The 16,363-nt window shown below is 63.4% G+C and carries 15 protein-coding genes and 1 pseudogene; 10 read left to right on the top strand and 6 right to left on the bottom strand.

Translation table 11 applies throughout. The features are described from left to right. The first annotated feature begins 142 nt into the window (after positions 1–142). The 5 genes and pseudogenes from P7C00_RS13135 (at position 143) to P7C00_RS13115 (ending at position 4,317) form a co-directional block, all read left to right on the top strand. The gene (locus P7C00_RS13135; RefSeq protein WP_346636098.1) at positions 143–856 is read left to right on the top strand and encodes a murein L,D-transpeptidase catalytic domain family protein; all 714 of its coding nucleotides are present in this window, start codon (positions 143–145) and stop codon (positions 854–856) included. A 95-nt stretch (positions 857–951) separates the two neighbouring features. Then, positions 952–1,473, top strand: a complete 522-nt coding sequence (locus P7C00_RS13130; protein ID WP_404939363.1) for an alpha-ketoglutarate-dependent dioxygenase AlkB family protein — start codon at positions 952–954, stop codon at positions 1,471–1,473. A gap of 88 nt (positions 1,474–1,561) precedes the next feature. Continuing rightward, a complete protein-coding gene (locus tag P7C00_RS13125; RefSeq protein ID WP_346636096.1) occupies positions 1,562–2,443 on the top strand; it encodes an alpha/beta hydrolase in 882 nt (293 codons plus the stop codon). A 245-nt stretch (positions 2,444–2,688) separates the two neighbouring features. Further along, positions 2,689–3,411, top strand: a pseudogene (locus P7C00_RS13120) (MCP four helix bundle domain-containing protein); the annotation flags it as partial. Between the two features lie 42 nt (positions 3,412–3,453). Beyond that, entirely contained in the window at positions 3,454–4,317 is an 864-nt protein-coding gene (locus P7C00_RS13115) for a methyl-accepting chemotaxis protein (protein WP_404939976.1), read from the top strand. Between the two features lie 60 nt (positions 4,318–4,377). Here the strand turns inward: P7C00_RS13115 and P7C00_RS13110 are convergent, their stop codons facing one another. Continuing rightward, positions 4,378–5,712 carry a PLP-dependent aminotransferase family protein gene (locus P7C00_RS13110; protein WP_404939361.1) on the bottom strand — a complete coding sequence of 445 codons (1,335 nt, stop codon included), beginning with the start codon at positions 5,710–5,712 and terminating at the stop codon, positions 4,378–4,380. A 113-nt stretch (positions 5,713–5,825) separates the two neighbouring features. Between P7C00_RS13110 and P7C00_RS13105 the strand changes: the two genes are divergently transcribed. Further along, the gene (locus tag P7C00_RS13105) at positions 5,826–6,722 is read left to right on the top strand and encodes a DMT family transporter (RefSeq protein ID WP_346636093.1); all 897 of its coding nucleotides are present in this window, start codon (positions 5,826–5,828) and stop codon (positions 6,720–6,722) included. A gap of 347 nt (positions 6,723–7,069) precedes the next feature. On the opposite strand, the gene P7C00_RS13100 is transcribed toward P7C00_RS13105, so the two are convergent. After that, positions 7,070–7,399: a hypothetical protein gene (locus P7C00_RS13100; RefSeq protein ID WP_346636092.1), complete on the bottom strand. Its 330-nt coding sequence runs from the start codon at positions 7,397–7,399 to the stop codon at positions 7,070–7,072. Between the two features lie 136 nt (positions 7,400–7,535). Further along, positions 7,536–8,444: a transcriptional regulator GcvA gene (gene gcvA / locus P7C00_RS13095; RefSeq protein WP_404939359.1), complete on the bottom strand. Its 909-nt coding sequence runs from the start codon at positions 8,442–8,444 to the stop codon at positions 7,536–7,538. Positions 8,445–8,597: 153 nt separating this feature from the next. Here gcvA and P7C00_RS13090 point away from each other — a divergent pair, with 153 nt between their 5' ends. Then, positions 8,598–9,557, top strand: a complete 960-nt coding sequence (locus P7C00_RS13090; RefSeq protein ID WP_404939357.1) for a DMT family transporter — start codon at positions 8,598–8,600, stop codon at positions 9,555–9,557. 103 nt (positions 9,558–9,660) lie between these two features. Further along, positions 9,661–10,296, top strand: a complete 636-nt coding sequence (gene yfcF / locus P7C00_RS13085; protein WP_346636091.1) for a glutathione transferase — start codon at positions 9,661–9,663, stop codon at positions 10,294–10,296. Between the two features lie 3 nt (positions 10,297–10,299). Here the strand turns inward: yfcF and P7C00_RS13080 are convergent, their stop codons facing one another. Further along, on the bottom strand, positions 10,300–10,824 hold the full coding sequence (locus P7C00_RS13080) for a DUF1993 family protein (protein WP_404939355.1): 525 nt from the start codon (positions 10,822–10,824) through the stop codon (positions 10,300–10,302). A gap of 130 nt (positions 10,825–10,954) precedes the next feature. Here P7C00_RS13080 and P7C00_RS13075 point away from each other — a divergent pair, with 130 nt between their 5' ends. Continuing rightward, on the top strand, positions 10,955–11,434 hold the full coding sequence (locus tag P7C00_RS13075) for a hypothetical protein (protein ID WP_404939353.1): 480 nt from the start codon (positions 10,955–10,957) through the stop codon (positions 11,432–11,434). A gap of 154 nt (positions 11,435–11,588) precedes the next feature. Here the strand turns inward: P7C00_RS13075 and P7C00_RS13070 are convergent, their stop codons facing one another. Then, positions 11,589–14,963 (bottom strand): DEAD/DEAH box helicase, encoded by a 3,375-nt coding sequence (locus P7C00_RS13070; RefSeq protein WP_404939351.1) that lies wholly within the window; start codon positions 14,961–14,963, stop codon positions 11,589–11,591. Between the two features lie 359 nt (positions 14,964–15,322). On the opposite strand from P7C00_RS13070, the gene P7C00_RS13065 reads away from it, so the two are divergent. After that, positions 15,323–15,724, top strand: a complete 402-nt coding sequence (locus P7C00_RS13065) for a GFA family protein (RefSeq protein ID WP_346636087.1) — start codon at positions 15,323–15,325, stop codon at positions 15,722–15,724. Positions 15,725–15,739: 15 nt separating this feature from the next. Here the strand turns inward: P7C00_RS13065 and P7C00_RS13060 are convergent, their stop codons facing one another. Beyond that, positions 15,740–16,363, bottom strand: a complete 624-nt coding sequence (locus P7C00_RS13060) for a cell wall hydrolase (RefSeq protein WP_404939349.1) — start codon at positions 16,361–16,363, stop codon at positions 15,740–15,742.

Here is a 16,363-nt window from a genome sequence, read left to right as displayed (position 1 = left end):
TCCAATCCGTGGCCTTCAGTGCGTTGGCCAACCGTTACGGCAGATGGGGAACAATCAGGCCTGGGATCTAAACATATAGACCAGACTGCCGGGGGAACGACAGGACGTCAGGAGCCAAAGTGATCATGGGGACGCTTTATACATGTTGAACTTCTTGTGCCGACTCTGCCTGGCGACTATCGCTCTGGGCGCCCTTTGCAGTCCTTCCTTCGCCGCCAGCAAACCCGCCCCCGCGCTGTACAGCAGCCTCGCTCACGCCGCACCGGAACTCAATCCCCAAGCCTTGAAAAGTGCCCTGAATGCGATGCAATGCGCGGTCAACAGTGGCGCCCGGCAAGCCCGGCACCTGGCGGTGATCGACTACTCGCAACCGTCCACCGCCCGGCGCCTGTGGATCTTCGACCTGCGCAGCAAAAAACTGGTCCTGCGGGATCTGGTGGCCCACGGACAGAAGTCCGGGGAAAACTTCGCCACCCAGTTCTCCAATCGCCTGGGCAGCTATCAATCCAGCCTGGGCCTGTTCCGCACCCAGGAAAGCTACGAGGGCAGCCACGGCTACTCCTTGCGCATGGACGGCCTGGAGCCCGGCTTCAATGACCGGGCCCGGGACCGGGATATCGTGATCCATGCCGCCGACTACGTGAATCCCTTGTGGAGCCAGCGCCAGGGCCGCATCGGCCGCAGCCAGGGCTGCCCGGCGGTGCGTCCCCAGGTAGCGCGCCAGGTGATAGACAAGCTCAAGGATGGCCAGTTCATGTTTTCCTGGTATCCGGACCAACGCTGGCTCAAGTCCTCGGCCTACCTCAACTGCCAGCCGCGGCAAGTGGCAAGCATCCTCGGCAGCAATGGTGGCTGAGGGCTCAGGATCACCCAGGTGCAATGTCGAGCAGCGGGCGCGCCCCTAACCGGGTTAGACTCGCCGTTCGTCTCCTGACCACCTGAAGCCGCCCCATGACGCCACCCGCAATCGATCTATTCCCTGACTTCATCCCGGCCCCCGACGCCCTGTTCCATCACCTCAAGGACAGTGTGCTCTGGGATGAACGCATGCGCGCGCGCAAGACCGCCAGCTTCGGCGCGCCCTACGACTACTCGCAGATCACCTACCCGGCGGTGCCGATGCCCGAGGCCCTGGAACAACTGTGCGAGCCCATCGAGCAACGGCTGGGGTTTCGTCCCAACAACTGCCTGCTCAACTTCTATCCGGACGGTCAGTCCTCCATGGGTTTCCACTCCGATGCCAACGAGCAACTGGTGGAAGGCACCGGGGTGGTGATCGTCTCCCTGGGCCATCCGCGATCCATGGTCTTTCGTCATAAGGAAACCGGCGTCACCTTCGACTACAGCCTGGCCAGCGGCTCGCTGTTGCACATGTCGGACGAGTTGCAAAAGCACTGGCTGCACGCGATTCCAAAAGCTGCGGACGCCGGCGAAAGAATCAGCCTGTCGTTTCGACTGCTCAAGGTGCAATAGTGCTGGACGCGGTCAGGATCGACCCTTGACTCGCGTCCCGCCCCATCGACAATGCCCCCCTTGTGCTAATCGCTCTCCAAGAGGCCCCATGCAGTTGCTTCCCTGGTCCTACCCGTGCCCCGAAGGTTTTACCCTGCGCGGCCTGCGCTCCGAACCCTCGGGCAAACCGCTGCTGCACTTTCTCCACGGCAACGGTTTCTGCTCCATGGCCTATCGCCCCCTGCTGGTGTTGCTGGCCGACTCGTTCGACCTGTGGCTCAGCGACGTCCAGGGCCATGGCGACAGCGATCATGGCGGCCCGTTCCTGGGTTGGAACCGCACCGCGGAGCTGGCAGCCGAGGCCTTCGAGGCCGGGCTCAAGGCCTACGGTGACGTGCCCCGCTACGCCGTAGGCCACAGCTTTGGCGGCGTGCTCACCAGCCTGATCGTCGCCGAACGACCCCAGTTGTTTCGCAAGGCGGTGATGCTCGACCCGGTGATCTTCAGCCCGTCGATGATCAGCTCACTGAGGCTGCTCTCGGCCCTGGGCCTCAACCGTCGCCATACCCTGGCACGCAAAGCCGCTGCCCGCCGCCAGCATTGGCCGGACCGCGCATCGGCCAAGGCCGCCCTGGCCAATCGAGGCATCTTCAAGGGGTGGAGCGACGAGGCCCTGAGCGCCTACGTCGAGCACGGTCTGAAAGACGACGGCCAAGGCGTGGCGCTCAAATGCTCCCCGGAACGCGAGGTGGACATCTTCAGCACCTTCCCGCGGCGCCTGTGGCGATCCCTGCGCCGGGTGCAGACCCCGAGCCTGGTGATCCACGGCCGCGACAGCTACCCCTACGTGGCCCGGTCGATCAAGCGCTGGACGGCCATCAACCAGCATCTGAGCAGCCAGGTGATCGACGGCCAGCATTGCTTCATGCAGGTGGACCCTGCAGCCAGCGCACGCGCTATCCAGGGTTTTCTCCAGAACGAAAGCCACTGAAACCCGGGTTCCTGCCGACCCGGTGACATGTCATCGTGCTATCATCGCCCGGTTTTCCAGACCGGGCCGTGCATCCCGTCACCTCTGGAAACCCTGGATAAGGCGCCGCCCAGACGCGCCTGCCACCCGCCTTGTGTGCAAAAGACCGTCGGCGCCCTGGAGCCCTGCTCCACTGTGCGCCGCACCGATGCAAACCGCGATGCCTGTCGCCGGTTGTACTTTTTGCCGCCACAAGGAACACAGTCATGCTCTTGAGAACGATGAACATTTCCCGCCGCGCAGGGTTCAGCTTTGCCCTGATCGCCCTGCTGGCACTGGGTCTGGGAGGCTTCTCCCTGCTGGAAATGCAACGCATGAACCAGCAATCCCTTGAGGTCGACCAGAACTGGCAGCCTTCGATCGTTGCCGCCAACGCCGTAGCCCTGACCAGCACCCAGATCCGTACCCTGACCCTGCGCATGCTGGTGGTACGTGATAGCAACGCCATCCAGGCGTTGCTATCGCGTATCACCGAGCTCGACGAACAACTCGACGCGCAACAGAAAGTCTATGAACAGCTGATCAACGTGGAGCAGGAACAGGCGGCCTACGAGCGTTTTGTCAGTGCCAAGGCGCTGTACATCAAGGACCAGCACCGGGTTGTCGAACTGATGCGCCAGGGTCACAAGGAAGCGGCGATCGACATCGTCGACGGCGGCCCGTTCCTGGCCAATGCCGACACCATGCTCAAAGAGCTGCTGACCATCATCGACGTCAACACCCGGGGTGGCATTGCCGCTGCGGCGCAAAGCAACCAGGTGTTCCAGGGCGCCGTGGGCATGGTCCTGCTGATCATGCTGATCGTGGTGGCCCTGACTATCGCCCTGGCCCTGCTGCTGACCCGCAGCATCGTGCGTCCCCTGGGCCAGGCCGTGGCCGTGGCGGAAACCATCGCCAGCGGCGACCTCGGCCAAAGCATCCAGGTCAGCGGCAAGGACGAACCGGCGCGCCTGCTGCAGGCCCTGCAAACCATGCAGGCCAGCCTGCGGGGCACCCTGCAGCGGATCGCCGACTCCTCCAACCAGCTGGCCTCCGCCGCCGAGGAACTGCATGCGGTCACCGAACACTCCAGCCAGACCCTGCACCAGCAAAGCAATGAAGTGGAACAGGCCGCCACGGCAGTCAACGAGATGACGGCCGCCGTGGAAGAAGTGGCGCGCAATGCGGTGAGCACCTCCGAAGCCTCCCAGGAAACCGACCGCACCGCCCATCACGGCCGCGAACAGGTGCAGCACACCGTGGACTCCATCGGCCAACTGGCGGCAGACGTGACCCAGACCTGCGAACGGGTCGAACACCTGGCAGTGGACGTGCGCAATATCGGCCAAGTGCTGGAAGTGATCCGCTCGATTGCCGAGCAGACCAACCTGCTGGCCCTGAACGCGGCCATCGAAGCGGCCCGGGCCGGGGATGCCGGACGGGGGTTTGCCGTGGTCGCCGACGAGGTGCGGGCCCTGGCCCATCGCACCCAGCAGTCGACCCAGGAAATCGAAAGCATGATCAACACCATCGAGGAAGGCACCGAGGGTGCCGTCAGCGCCATGCGCACCAGCAACGAGCGGGCGCACCTGACCCTGGAAGCCGCCCGCGCCTCGGGGCTGGCCCTGGACCAGATCACCCAGGCCATCACCGCGATCAACGAACGCAACCTGGTGATCGCCAGCGCCAGCGAGGAGCAGGCCCAGGTGGCTCGGGAAGTGGACCGCAACCTGATCAACATCCGCGACCTGTCGACCCAGACCTCGGCCGGGGCCAACCAGAGCAACGCCGCCAGTCAGGAACTGTCGCGGCTGGCGGTGGACCTGAACGGGCTGGTGACCCAGTTCAAGCTCTAAAAAAAGCAGCGGCAAGCTTCAAGTTCAAAGCTTGGAACTTGCGGCTTGCGGTTTGCGGCTTTAGAACGCGTAACGGCTAATCACTTGCCGGACCTTGGCCAACGCCTCGGGCAAATCGGCCAGGTCCACCGAACCCAGGGCCAGGCGAATGGCGTGGGGCACCGGCCCGGCGCAGACAAAGGGCTCGGCGGTGGACACCGAGACGTTCTCGCGCAGCAACGCCATGGCCACCTGATCGGCGCGCACTTCCTCGGGCAAAGGCAGCCAGAGGAAGTACGAGTTGGGGTGGCCGATATGCTCCAGTCCTGCCAACAGTTCCCGAGCCAGACGCTGACGGGCCTGGGCGTCCTGACGTTTTTCCTGCTCCAGGCGCGCCACGGTGCCGTCCTCGATCCAGGCACAAGCCATGGCGGTCATCACCCCGGGGGTGTTCCAGGTGGTGGCGCGGATCGCGCGTTCGAGCAAGGGCGCCCGGTCTGCGGCGGCCACCACGTAGCCGACCCGTAGCCCGGCGGCCACGCTCTTGGAAAACCCCGAGATATAGACCGTGCTTTCCGGAGCCAGGGCCGCCAGCGGCGGCGGTGGATCGTCCGCCAGATAGGCGTAGGCCGCGTCCTCGATGATCAGCAACCCATGCTGACGGGCCAGGGCCACCAGACGCTGGCGCCAGGCCAGATCAAGCACCCAGCCCATGGGGTTGTGCAAGGTCGGCATGGCGTACACCGCCCTCACCCGCCGGCGCTGGCACAAGCGCTCTAAGGCATCGAGGTCCGGGCCTTCTGCCGTCAATGGGATGGCCAGCAACTCCAGTCCATGGGCATCCGCCACCACCTTGAACCCCGGGTAGGTCAGGGCATCGGTGGCCACCACGTCGCCGGGCTTGAGCAGGGCCATGACCGTGGTCGCCAGGCCGTGCTGGGCACCGCTGACGATCAGCACCTGTTCGCCCTTGACCGCCAGCCCGCGACCCGCCAGGTGCTGCGCCACCGTGGCCCGCTCATGGCTGCGGCCGGCGTGGGGCTGATAACGCAGCAGGGCCTCCAGGTCCCCGCAGGACGCCAGCTGACGCAAGGCTGCGCGCAGCAACTCTGCCTGCCCGGGCAAGGACGGGTAGTTGAAGTTCAGGTCCAGGGTTCCGGCCGCCGTGGCCTGCTGATCCACGCCCTGCCCGGGCGGTAGAGCGGTTTCCCGGACAAAGGTGCCACGCCCGGTTTCGCCGCTGATCAAGCCCATGGCTTCCAGCTCGGCATACACCCGCGAGGCGGTCACCAGCGCCAGCCCTTCGCTGGCCGCCAGCTCTCGATGAGTGGGCAGGCGCGTGCCTGGGGCCAGCACACCGCGACGGATATCGGCGGCAAAGACATCGACTAACTGCTTGTAGCGGGCGCGGGCCATTGACGCTGTATCCATGACAATTTTTTGATTGTGCTGATTTTCAATCCTAGGATGAGCTGGACGCAAGCCCCAGCCCGGGCCTGCCCCTGCCAACCGTAGTGAGCACTTGTTGAATGGAACGCACATCGCACCTGCAATCCCCGCCGCTGGAAAAAACCGCCGGCGGCTGGCTGAACGGCTTTATCGGGGTGCTGATCTTCAGCGGCTCGCTACCGGCGACCCGGGTCGCGGTGCTGGAGTTCGATCCGCTGTTCCTCACCGTTGCCCGCGCCACCATCGCCGCGGTCCTGGCCCTGTGCATCCTGCTGCTGTTCAAGGAGCGACGTCCGAGCAGGCAGCAATTGCTGCCCCTGACCATCGTCGCCCTGGGCGTGGTGCTGGGCTTTCCCTTGCTGACCGCCCTGGCCCTGCAGTACGTGACTTCGGCTCACTCCATCGTGTTTCTCGGCCTGCTGCCCCTGGCCACCGCGGTATTCGGCGTATTGCGCGGCGGTGAGCGACCGCGTCCGGTGTTCTGGCTGTTCTCGGTGCTGGGCAGCCTGCTGGTGGTGGGCTATGCCCTGTCCCAGGGTCTGTCGGCGTCGCCCAAGGGCGATCTGCTCATGCTCCTGGCGGTGCTGGTGTGCGGCCTGGGTTACGCCGAGGGCGCCCAACTGTCCCGAACCCTGGGGGGCTGGCAGGTGATCTCCTGGGCCCTGGTGCTGTCGTTGCCGGTCATGGCGCTCCTGACCCTGTTCAGCGCCCCGCCATCCTTCAACGGCATCAGCCTGCCCGCCTGGTTCAGCCTGGGTTATGTCTCTTTGTTCAGCATGTTCATCGGTTTTGTCTTCTGGTACCGCGGGCTGGCCCAGGGCGGGATCGCCGCCGTCGGCCAACTGCAGTTATTGCAGCCGTTCTTCGGCCTGGCCCTGGCCGCCGGCCTGCTGCATGAACAGGTCAGCCTGGGCATGCTCGGGGTCACAGTGGCGGTGATCCTGTGCGTGGCCGGGGCGAAGAAGTTTTCCAGATAGAAGCCAGGTATCAGTGGCAGTGGCTGAGCTGCCCTGCCACTGATGGCGAAGGGAAATGAAACCGGAGCCGCGAACGGCCCCGTTTATGTCGGAGAGATAGTGGCAAGCGCACCGATAGCGATGGTCAAGGCTAAAAATCCAAACAAGAAAAACGCCATCTTAGTCATCAGGCCTCCTGAACATTAGGTTTGCGGTGCAGCGGACCAGGTCTCCAGCCAGGAGACCAAGTGGGCGCGCCATTTTCGAACCTTGGCTGTTCTGATAACAGATGCAGATGAGCGAGAAAAATACGGATCAGAGCCTGCGTTCCCGTCGCGCAACACTCAGGCTTGAGCCTGTAACAGCCACTATCGACGGGCCAGTTTGTAGCGCACACAGTCGTCGTAAAAGCTTTTGCGCAAGGCTTCGGGCCTGATCCGCGATGAGCTGTCGTAGGTCTGTTCGGTGATCCCCAGGGCCAGCATGCGCATCCAGCCCTTGCTGAACTTGTAGGCCTGGATCTTCTGCCGCGCCGCGTACAGCGACACCCCGGACAACTTCAGCTCCTGAGCCCTGGCGGCGGTACCCGCGCCCCAGCTGCAGACATAACGGTCATTGGCCTGCAGCTTCCCGGCCTGGGCCATCCCGGCCCCGCCCAGCAGGGCGCAGGAAGTCAGCATTATCAACACATGGCGCATTTATCGGTCACCTAACCACCTGAAAATAAAGTGATTTTGCCGATACCTCGGCCAGTGCGGGGCCAGCAGATTGCCTTATCGATCAAGGCAAAGTGCCTGCCACTGCTGGCCAGTCATGCGGGACAGGCGCACCGCACTATGCCAGCGGCCCGCCGCTGGGGGGCGCACGCCCGGCTTCGGCCAGCAGCCACTGGCGCAACAGCGCGACATTGGGTCGCTCCAGGGCCGCTGCCGGATAGACCAGATAGTAAGCCAGATCACTGGCCACACCCTGGGCAAGCGGCGCCAGCAGGCAGCCCTCGGCCAGTTCCCGGCGCACCAGCGAGCGGCGCACCAGGGCAACCCCCAGACCCGCCTTGGCAGCTTCTATGGCGCCATTGCTGTCGACGAACACCCGGCCCCGGCTGCCGTCGATCTGCCCGGCCCCGGCCGCCGCCAGCCACAGCGGCCAGTCGTGACGATGCTCATCGTGCAACAACGGCAGCCCTGCCAGCTCGGCGACCGTCAGGCCGGCGTCCTGCCCCAGCAGCTGCGGGCTGCACACCGGGGTCAACTGGTCATCAAGCAAGCGTTCGCTGAGCAGCCCCTCATAGCGGCCAAAGCCGTGGCGCACCGCCAGATCGACGCCATCGCGGGCCAGGTCCACCTGGCGGTTGCAGGCGCTGATCCGTACATCCACCCCAGGTGCCTGCGCTTCGAATCCCGAGAGCCGCGGCACCAGCCACTGTGTAGCGAAACTCGGCGTGCAACTGAGCACCAGTACCTCCAGACGCCCACGCCCGACTATCTGCGCCGTGGCCTCGCGCATCATCCGAAAGGCCGTGCGCAAGGTCGCGAAGTACTCCTCACCGGCCGCGGTCAGGATCAAGCGCCGGGGGCGGCGCAAAAACAGCGCGAGCCCCAGCACCGCCTCCAGTTCCTTGACCTGCAAGCTGACAGCCCCCGGGGTGACATTCAGCTCCCTGGCCGCCAGGGTCACGCTCAGATGACGCGCTGTGGCTTCAAATGCGCGCAGTGCCGCAAGGGGCGGCAAGGCCATGCTCATGATTTAGCCCTCCTCAACCATGGAGCGAAAAACGCTCGTTTGTCCGCGGTCGCAACTCGCAGAATAATTCGACACGGCAGTCATTCAAATAGCCACGGCGTCCGTGCATCGACGAGCAGGACTCAATCATTGAAACACGCGGGAGTAAGCGGCATGACCAGGCAAAAAGTCATGGGAGTGATGGAATGGGGGCAATTGCTGATGCTATCGATCCTCTGGGGTGGCTCGTTCTTTTTTGTCGCGATTGCCGTCAAGGAGCTGCCGCCACTGACCATCGTCATGCTGCGGGTGAGCCTGGCCGCCCTCGCCCTGCTGACGCTGATCCGTATCCTCGGCCTGTCACTGCCCCGGGACCGACGAGTGTGGCTGGCGTTCTTCGGCATGGGGCTGCTCAACAACCTGCTGCCCTTTTGCCTGATTGTCTGGGGCCAGACCCATATCGCCAGCAGCCTGGCCGCCATTCTCAATGCCACCACGCCCCTGTTCGCGGTACTGGTGGCCCACGCCCTGACCACCGATGAAAAAATCAGCGGCAACAAACTGGCAGGGGTACTGGTCGGCTTTGTCGGGGTGGCGATGATGATCGGCCCCGACGCCCTGGCGGGCCTCGGGGATCATCTCGGGGCACAGTTGGCGGTACTGGGTGCAGCACTGTCCTATGCCTTTGCCGGAGTCTTCGGCCGGCGCTTCAAGGCCATGGGCGTCGCCCCACTGCTCAGCGCCAGCGGTCAGATCTGCGCCTCCAGCCTGCTGCTGATCCCCCTGGCGCTGCTGCTGGAGCGGCCCTGGAACCTGCCACTGCCGAGCCTGGCCACCTGGGGCGCGCTACTGGGAATCGCCCTGTTGTCCACCGCACTGGCCTATGTGCTGTTCTTTCGGATTCTCTCCAGCGCCGGCGCCACCAACTTGATGCTGGTGACCTTCCTGATTCCCATCAGCGCCATTGTCCTGGGCTGCCTGGTGCTGGGCGAGCAGTTGCACACCAGGCACCTGCTGGGCATGGGCATGATCGCCCTGGGCCTGGCAGCCATCGACGGCCGGCTGCTCAGGCGCTTCAGGGCACGCAAGCAGGCACCGTTGGACAGCGACAGTTTTCTCGGCAAGGACATTTGATAGCGGCCGGTATTCCGGCGAGGAATGCACGGATAAAAATCGCGCATTTTATTTATCGCCCGGGATCTCTTAGCGTGTGCACTCCCCTCCTGGAGATCCCACCGTGACCGCCTCCCCCCGCCCTCGCTTGTACGTCGATGCCCAGTTCACCAGCCCCTACGCCCTGTCAGTGTTCGTGGTGTTGCGGGAAAAGGGCATCGACTTCGAACTCATCCCCCTTGACCTCGATGCCTGTGAAAATCGCGCCCCGGACTATGCCCGGCTGTCCCAGACCCAGCGGGTGCCGACCCTGGTACATGACGGCTTTGCCCTGTCCGAATCCTCGGCCATTGCTGAATACCTGGAGGAGCTGTTCCCCCAGATACCCGTCTATCCCCACGACCGACAACAGCGAGCCAAGGCCCGTCAGGTCCAGGCCTGGCTGCGCAGTGATTTGCTGCCGATCCGCCAGGAGCGCTCGACCCTGGTGGTGTTCTATGGCTGCAAGGGCGAGCCCCTGTCGCCGTCCGCCGAAGCGGCGGTGGGCAAGCTGATCGATGCCGCGCAAGGGCTGTTGGCCGATGGCCGTGAATGTCTGTTCGGCCAATGGTCGATTGCCGATGTCGATCTGGCACTGATGCTCAACCGCCTGATCCTCAACGGTGACCCGATGCCCGCGAACCTGATGGAATATGCCCGGCGCCAATGGCAACGGCCGGCGGTCCAGGAGTGGCTGCAGTTGCAGCGGCCGGCGCAGTGACGTTCATTCCGGCTGACGCAGATAGGCAAACATGTGCTGGGCATAATCGGCCTTGCCCAAGGGCACGCCGTGATGCCGCAGGATGTTGTAGGCCGTGACCAGATGAAAATAGAACTGCGGCGTCGCCCAGTTGCGCGCGAATTCCTCGCCGGTCATATCGAAGGCGATGCCAGTGTGCAGCTCGATGGCCACGGCCCGTTGTCCGCTGCTGTCGATCAACTCACGATCCACTGCCGCCAGAAACGCCAGGGTGTCTTCGATCAGCGCCTTGGCCTCGGCCATGGTGGCCGGTGCCTGCAGCACGGTCACCGGTTGTCCGCCAAGGCGCTGCACCGCTTCCCGGGCCTGGGTGCAGGCGAAACGCACCTGGGCCGCCAGGTGATGCATGTCCGGGGCCAAGCGCGATTCCAGCAGGACCTGAGGATCGAAACCCAGCTCCCGAGCACGTTCCTCGCCCTTGGCCAGCAGGCCGCTCAGCGCCCGCAGCATCTGGGCGAAACAGGGAACGGTGATGGTGTAGATCGACATGCAGCTTCCTCGCAGAGTAATGGGCCCCCAACGGCACCCCTGGCAAAACCGACTGAATCCTAGCAGATCGCCGCCCCGCCTCCGGGGCCGGACAACGCCAGAAAAGTACCCGTGCGCCGATCCGGCTGGTATGGTGCGCCCCTTGGAAATACACCGCCCGACCCTGAGGAACCTGACCTTGAGCAGTGAAGCAAAAATGACCGGTGACCTGTTCGAAGTCGACAAGCGCCTGGCCCTCAAGCCCATCGTCGACTTCAACAGTTACCTGCGCGCCGCCTTCGCCGACGGCCCCTGCACCTGTGGCCGCTGCGTCGCCAGCCAGGGTGACGAAACCGGCTACGCGTACCAGCACAGCTTCAACTTCGCCGGCCGGATCGCCCACCGCCGCTTCGCCTCCACCGCTGGCAGCGACGTGCTGCTAGCCCTGAAGAAGGCCTGGCTGTCCTACACCAAGGCCGAGCTGCAAACCAGCGGCAACCTGGACCTGGCGACCGTGAAGGAATTGGTCGAGCCCGAGCTGCACAAACTGCTGGTGCCGCTGTTCGTGGCCAGCGGCTTGACCCGTGGCGTGGATGGCCAGTTGCAGATTCAGGCGCAAGTGGCCGCCTGAGCCTCGCGCCTTTGCGCTGATCGTCCACCACCGCCCTTGCGGCGATGGCGGACGTTACCCGTAAAACGCTCAGCACCTGGCTGCCAAGGGCTCATGGGCAAGGACGGTTCAAGCCCTCTGAACCCCCTGCCCCGTTCGCCCCTGTTCCGTGCGGCTAACCCGGCGAATCCGCAGTATCGAGCGCCACCCGGCGCGGCCGACAAATGCGCAACGTACTGGCCAGGGTTCCAAACTGGGGACAGGCACTCCAGTCCTGAATGCTGCCAATCACATAGACCCGCGCCTTGGCACGGGTCAGCGCAACATTCAGCAAGTTGGGTTTCGACGATGCCCAGTGGCGACTGCCACCGCCTGCATCTCCTGGCGCAGACCCCAGGACAATCAGCACGATGTCCGCTTCCTTGCCCTGGAACCGATGCACGGTTCCCCAATCCACTGGCCAGTCTTTCTTGCTCATGTGAGCGCGTTTGAAGACGCTGCCACACTCTTGGGCGACTTTCCTGAAGGGCGAAATGACGAACACGCTGGCCAGCTTGCCATCGTCGTTGGTGGGCCAGTTGGCGCGCATCTTGAGCAGCACGGCCTCGAGAAAGTCCATTTCCTCGGCGACCACTTGCCCATCACTCGAGCTGCCCTGCACATCCAGCCAGGCACTGTCGCCCAACAGGCAATTGATCGATGCAGGATGTGTATTGGCCTGCACCATCTGCCCGGCGTAGGCGATATCGTTGGCGACCTTGAACATCGGATCGATACAGCGTCGGTGGGCCCGCAGGGGCAAGCCCGTCCAAACGGCTGTCTCCTGAGAATCGGGGCGACCGATCCAGGCGCCAAGGGCCATGGTTTGATCCGCCAGGGTCTGGGCCGACTCGGTGGCAGGCGACCACTTTACGTCCACCCCATGACGCCGACGCAGCTCGGCGACAATGGCACCGGGCACCGTCATGACCGGTTCGATTTGCAGCGGATCACCAATGATGACCGCGCGTTGACTGCGCCATAACGCCCCGGCTACCGATTGCACAGTGGCCTGCCCGGCCTCGTCGATCAACAGCCAGCCAATCGACTCTCGCCCAAACCCGGCGAACAGCCGATCAAAGGAAGCCAAGGTACTGGAGACCACTGGCACGGTAAAAAACAGGATGTTCCAAAGGATGCTCAATTGGTGTTCCTGAACCGGCTCCGGGGTCTCGCGCATGAGCATTTTCTTGAACGCTCGAAGGTTGGCAATGGCCTTGCCATGACTCGCCAACAAGGTGGTCTCGTGCAAACGCAGTGCGGCCAGAAACAACTGGGCGCGCAATGCATCGAATTCAGGGTTCACCCAGACACTGGCCAAGTGACGCGAAGCAGCGTCCTGCTTGAAGAACTCGCTATCAGGCACCTTGGCCCCGGTCGCCTTGAACTCACCAACCAAGCGCTCCAACTCATGCCGGCGCTGCTCGTATTGCCGGAGCTCCTGCTGCCATTGGGCCTGGGTACTCTCCAGAGTGGCACGCTCGCGTTCAAAGCCGGCGCGGCAGACCTCAAGCTGACACTGCGCCTGGATGAACGCCTGCTTGCAGCGTGCTGATTGCTCAATCGCGTCTTGCCATGCCTGCGCGGCATCAGCCCTGGCTGTGCGCAGGCGACGACTCGACTCGGCCCAGTCCCGACAACGCTGAGTGACGAAACCCAAGGCTCGCAAGCAGCGATCCCACAGAGGCAAGAGGCTGTCGCCCTGCTCCGCCTGCAAGCGATCATTGGCAATCTGCTCCTGCAAGCGTGCCCGCTGCTCCTGGTCCTCGGCCTGCTCCAGTCGGACACGAGACTGGGACAACCCGGCATCCGCTGTCGACAATCGCCCCTGCCATTGAGCCGGCAACTGCTGCAGACGCACCCGCCCCTCATCGATCTGGCGTTGCTTCGCCGCTTCCTGCTGACGCAGCATCGCCGAGGTGGCCAGCGCCTCCAGTACCTTGGAAAAGGTTGCCTGTTGCGCCTCGACCAGCCCACGCAACCGCAGGAACTCCTGCTTGGCCGCCCGCCACTGTTGCTCCGCATCGGCCGGTGGCGTCTCCAGCAGCGTCTTGATATCGGTGGGCTGGCCCGGCGTGTAAGGCTCCTTGTGATAGTCACGGAAAAAAGCATTGGCAAACTTGCGCCGGTTGTCACTGTTGCCCAACGCTGCAGCAACCAGCCCCCAGGCCTGTGTCTTGATGTCGGCCGCGGCGAATACCTGGGCCGCGACCTCCTGGAAGTACCCGGCGTCCAGGTGTTCATCCTTGGCCAGCTTGGACCGCGCAGGCAGCTCCCGGGTGATGTTCTCAACCGCCGTATTGTTGTTGCTGGTCACCACGATTGCTGTGCCGTCGACAATCGATGGCAAGAGCGGGTAAACGCTCATGCCGCCAACGGTGGTTTTTTTCTCGAACGCGCTCCAGGGGTGATCGAGCCGGGCCAGCGCAGAAGCGCGCTGGACCACGATGTCCGCAACCACATCGCAAAGCAGGGTGGTCTTGCCGGTTCCCGGCGGGCCGTTGACCGCGATCAGTCCCCGGTCCTTGTGCAACTGAGCGCTGATCTGACCCACAGCCGCCTGCTGCGCCAACATCAGATGGTGCTGGCTGGAGGCAGGCCAGCGTCCCAAGGTCAGCTTGTCGGGGGTAATGCAACTGACCATCGCCCCATGCCGCGTCAGGATGTCCTGGCGCTGATCGCTTGCAGAGCAAGGCCCCAGATACTGGTTCAGGGTCTTCCCCAGGGACTGGCCGCTGTCGGCGGCTTTGATCAGGCGATCAAGATCGTTCAGGTAAAACGAATTGAGGAAGTCGATGTCGCTCTCTGCCTTGTCCGGCTCATTGCCCTTGCGCCGCCGACGCAAAGTCGACTTGATCACCACCTTCAGAGGAAAGTCCAGAGACACCGCACTGAACAATGCCAATGCAAGGTTCAGTTCTTCGTTCAATTCGTCCCAGGCCAATGGCCGGGTCAAGGTTGCATCGCTGGCTGCACCGCCCGTATCGCCGCCCTGTACGCCCTCAATCTCTGGCTCGACAACCGCCACCGCCGTCACTTCCGGGCAACGTTCCTTGAAGGCTGCGGCCTGTTCCTGAATGTCGTCGTGCAAACCATCCAGTGTTTGCCGCCTCAGCAGACGACGCATACCCAGGGTGAAGCCCGCCGGCACATAGGAGTCCGCCAATCGTTGCCCCGAGCCATTGACCACAAAGGCGGCAATCCAGCCTTTGCCATTGAGTTGCTGAAGATCACCTTCACTGAGGCGAGTCTCAGGGGTCACTGCTTGCAACAGGACCCTGGCCCAGTCGCGCGCCTCTGCGACACCGAGAAAAACCGCATGACTCCACTCTTCACTGTCGCTGGACAGCAACGAGTCGCGGTGGCCCTGCTCCCAGGGCAGCCTTTGACCGGGCTGGAAATAGGCCACCTTGTTGCGGGGTTTGGACTCTCTGTCGGGAGGACTGGGAATATTGAAGATTTCCACGTCCCGCCAAAAACGCAGTACATCGATGGCACTGTTGTTACTCATTGCATTCCCTCGCACAGCTGTGCATTCCATTGTCTGTCTCATTCCTATCCTGCCCGCTCGGGGAGCCTGGCGCTCTCCAACCGACACGCCCTGGCGCAGCGCCTCGCTATAGCCGGACGCCCTGATTGCCAGTGGGGAAGCGTGGGGAAATACGCCGGCAAAAATAAAGGCACAATAATATCATCTAGCGTCGCAACGGCTTTCGCCGATCAGCCAATGCCTCACCCGACACTCCCCGCTTGAGCATCAGCGCGCATTTGTACATCCTCCAGGTTTCGACCTGATAGCCCACACCACCTTGAGCACCCGACTGATCAGGTTGTAGCACCGCAGGCCCTGAAACTTTGGAAACCCTCACCATGCAAACTCCCTATCAAGGCAGCTGCCTGTGCGGCGCAGTCACTTACCGAGTGTCCAGCGCATTGAAAGCCGTCACCCACTGCCACTGCCGCAAATGCCAGAAAGGCCACGGCGCGGCCTTTGCCTCCTATGCCAGCGCGCCACATTCTTCGATCGATATCCACGACCCGGCAGCCAGCCTCAAAAGCTATGAGTCCTCTCCGGGCGTTCTGCGCCAGTTCTGCTCCCAGTGCGGCGCCTCATTGTTCTGGCGCGATACCCAGGGCGATTTTTCCGAGTGGATGTCGATTGCCATCGCCACCCTGGATACCCCCTTTACCGCGCCCAAACAGAAACACCTCTGCGTGGCCATGAAAGCCCCTTGGCACGAGATCTGCGATCAGTACCCGCAAGTGCCGTGACCGCTCGATCCACCACTAGCGCGCCGCCACATTCTTGGGTTTGTAAAACCTGAAGCTGCCGATCTCGGTGGTCTTGATATAGGCCCTGGACCAATCCGGCGAGACGCTGCGATCGTGAAAGTACAGGGCGCCACCGGTACGGTCCTGGAGCTGCTGGTTCAACGCCTTGCGCGCGATCTCCTTGGCGATGGTGTAGCGCCCCTCCTCTTCCACTTGGTCCGGGCGGCCGTCGCACCACCAGGAAAACTGGCATGGGCTCTTTTCCGAACCCTGTTTGACCACTTCACACACCGTCCCGGGAAAACCCTCATGGCCCAGGCGGTTCAGGACCACATTGGCCACCGCTTCCATATCCGCAGACTCCCCTCCTTTGGCTTCCCAATAAATGGTCCGCGACAAGCAGGTAATGGCGTCGTCCACCGGGGCCTGGCCCGCGGGGTCCACCGCCTGGACTTCGGTTTTGGTGATGGGCGCGACCTGGGGCTTGGCCTTCGGACTCTCTTTGTCCGCAGCCTTCTGTTCCAGGACCTGGGCCTTGTCCTCGGCGGCGGCCTGGGCAGCAGGTTGCGGGTCGCCGGCCCAGGCCTGGGCGGCGCACAGTATCAAGGTGAAACAGATAACCCGTGCAATGAGGCGCAT

The sequence above is a fragment of the Pseudomonas sp. JDS08PS003 genome (assembly GCF_045013505.1).
GTDB lineage: Bacteria > Pseudomonadota > Gammaproteobacteria > Pseudomonadales > Pseudomonadaceae > Aquipseudomonas > Aquipseudomonas protegens_B.
The sequence above is the reverse complement of the archived record's forward strand: the minus strand, read 5'-3'. Positions and strand labels throughout refer to the sequence as shown.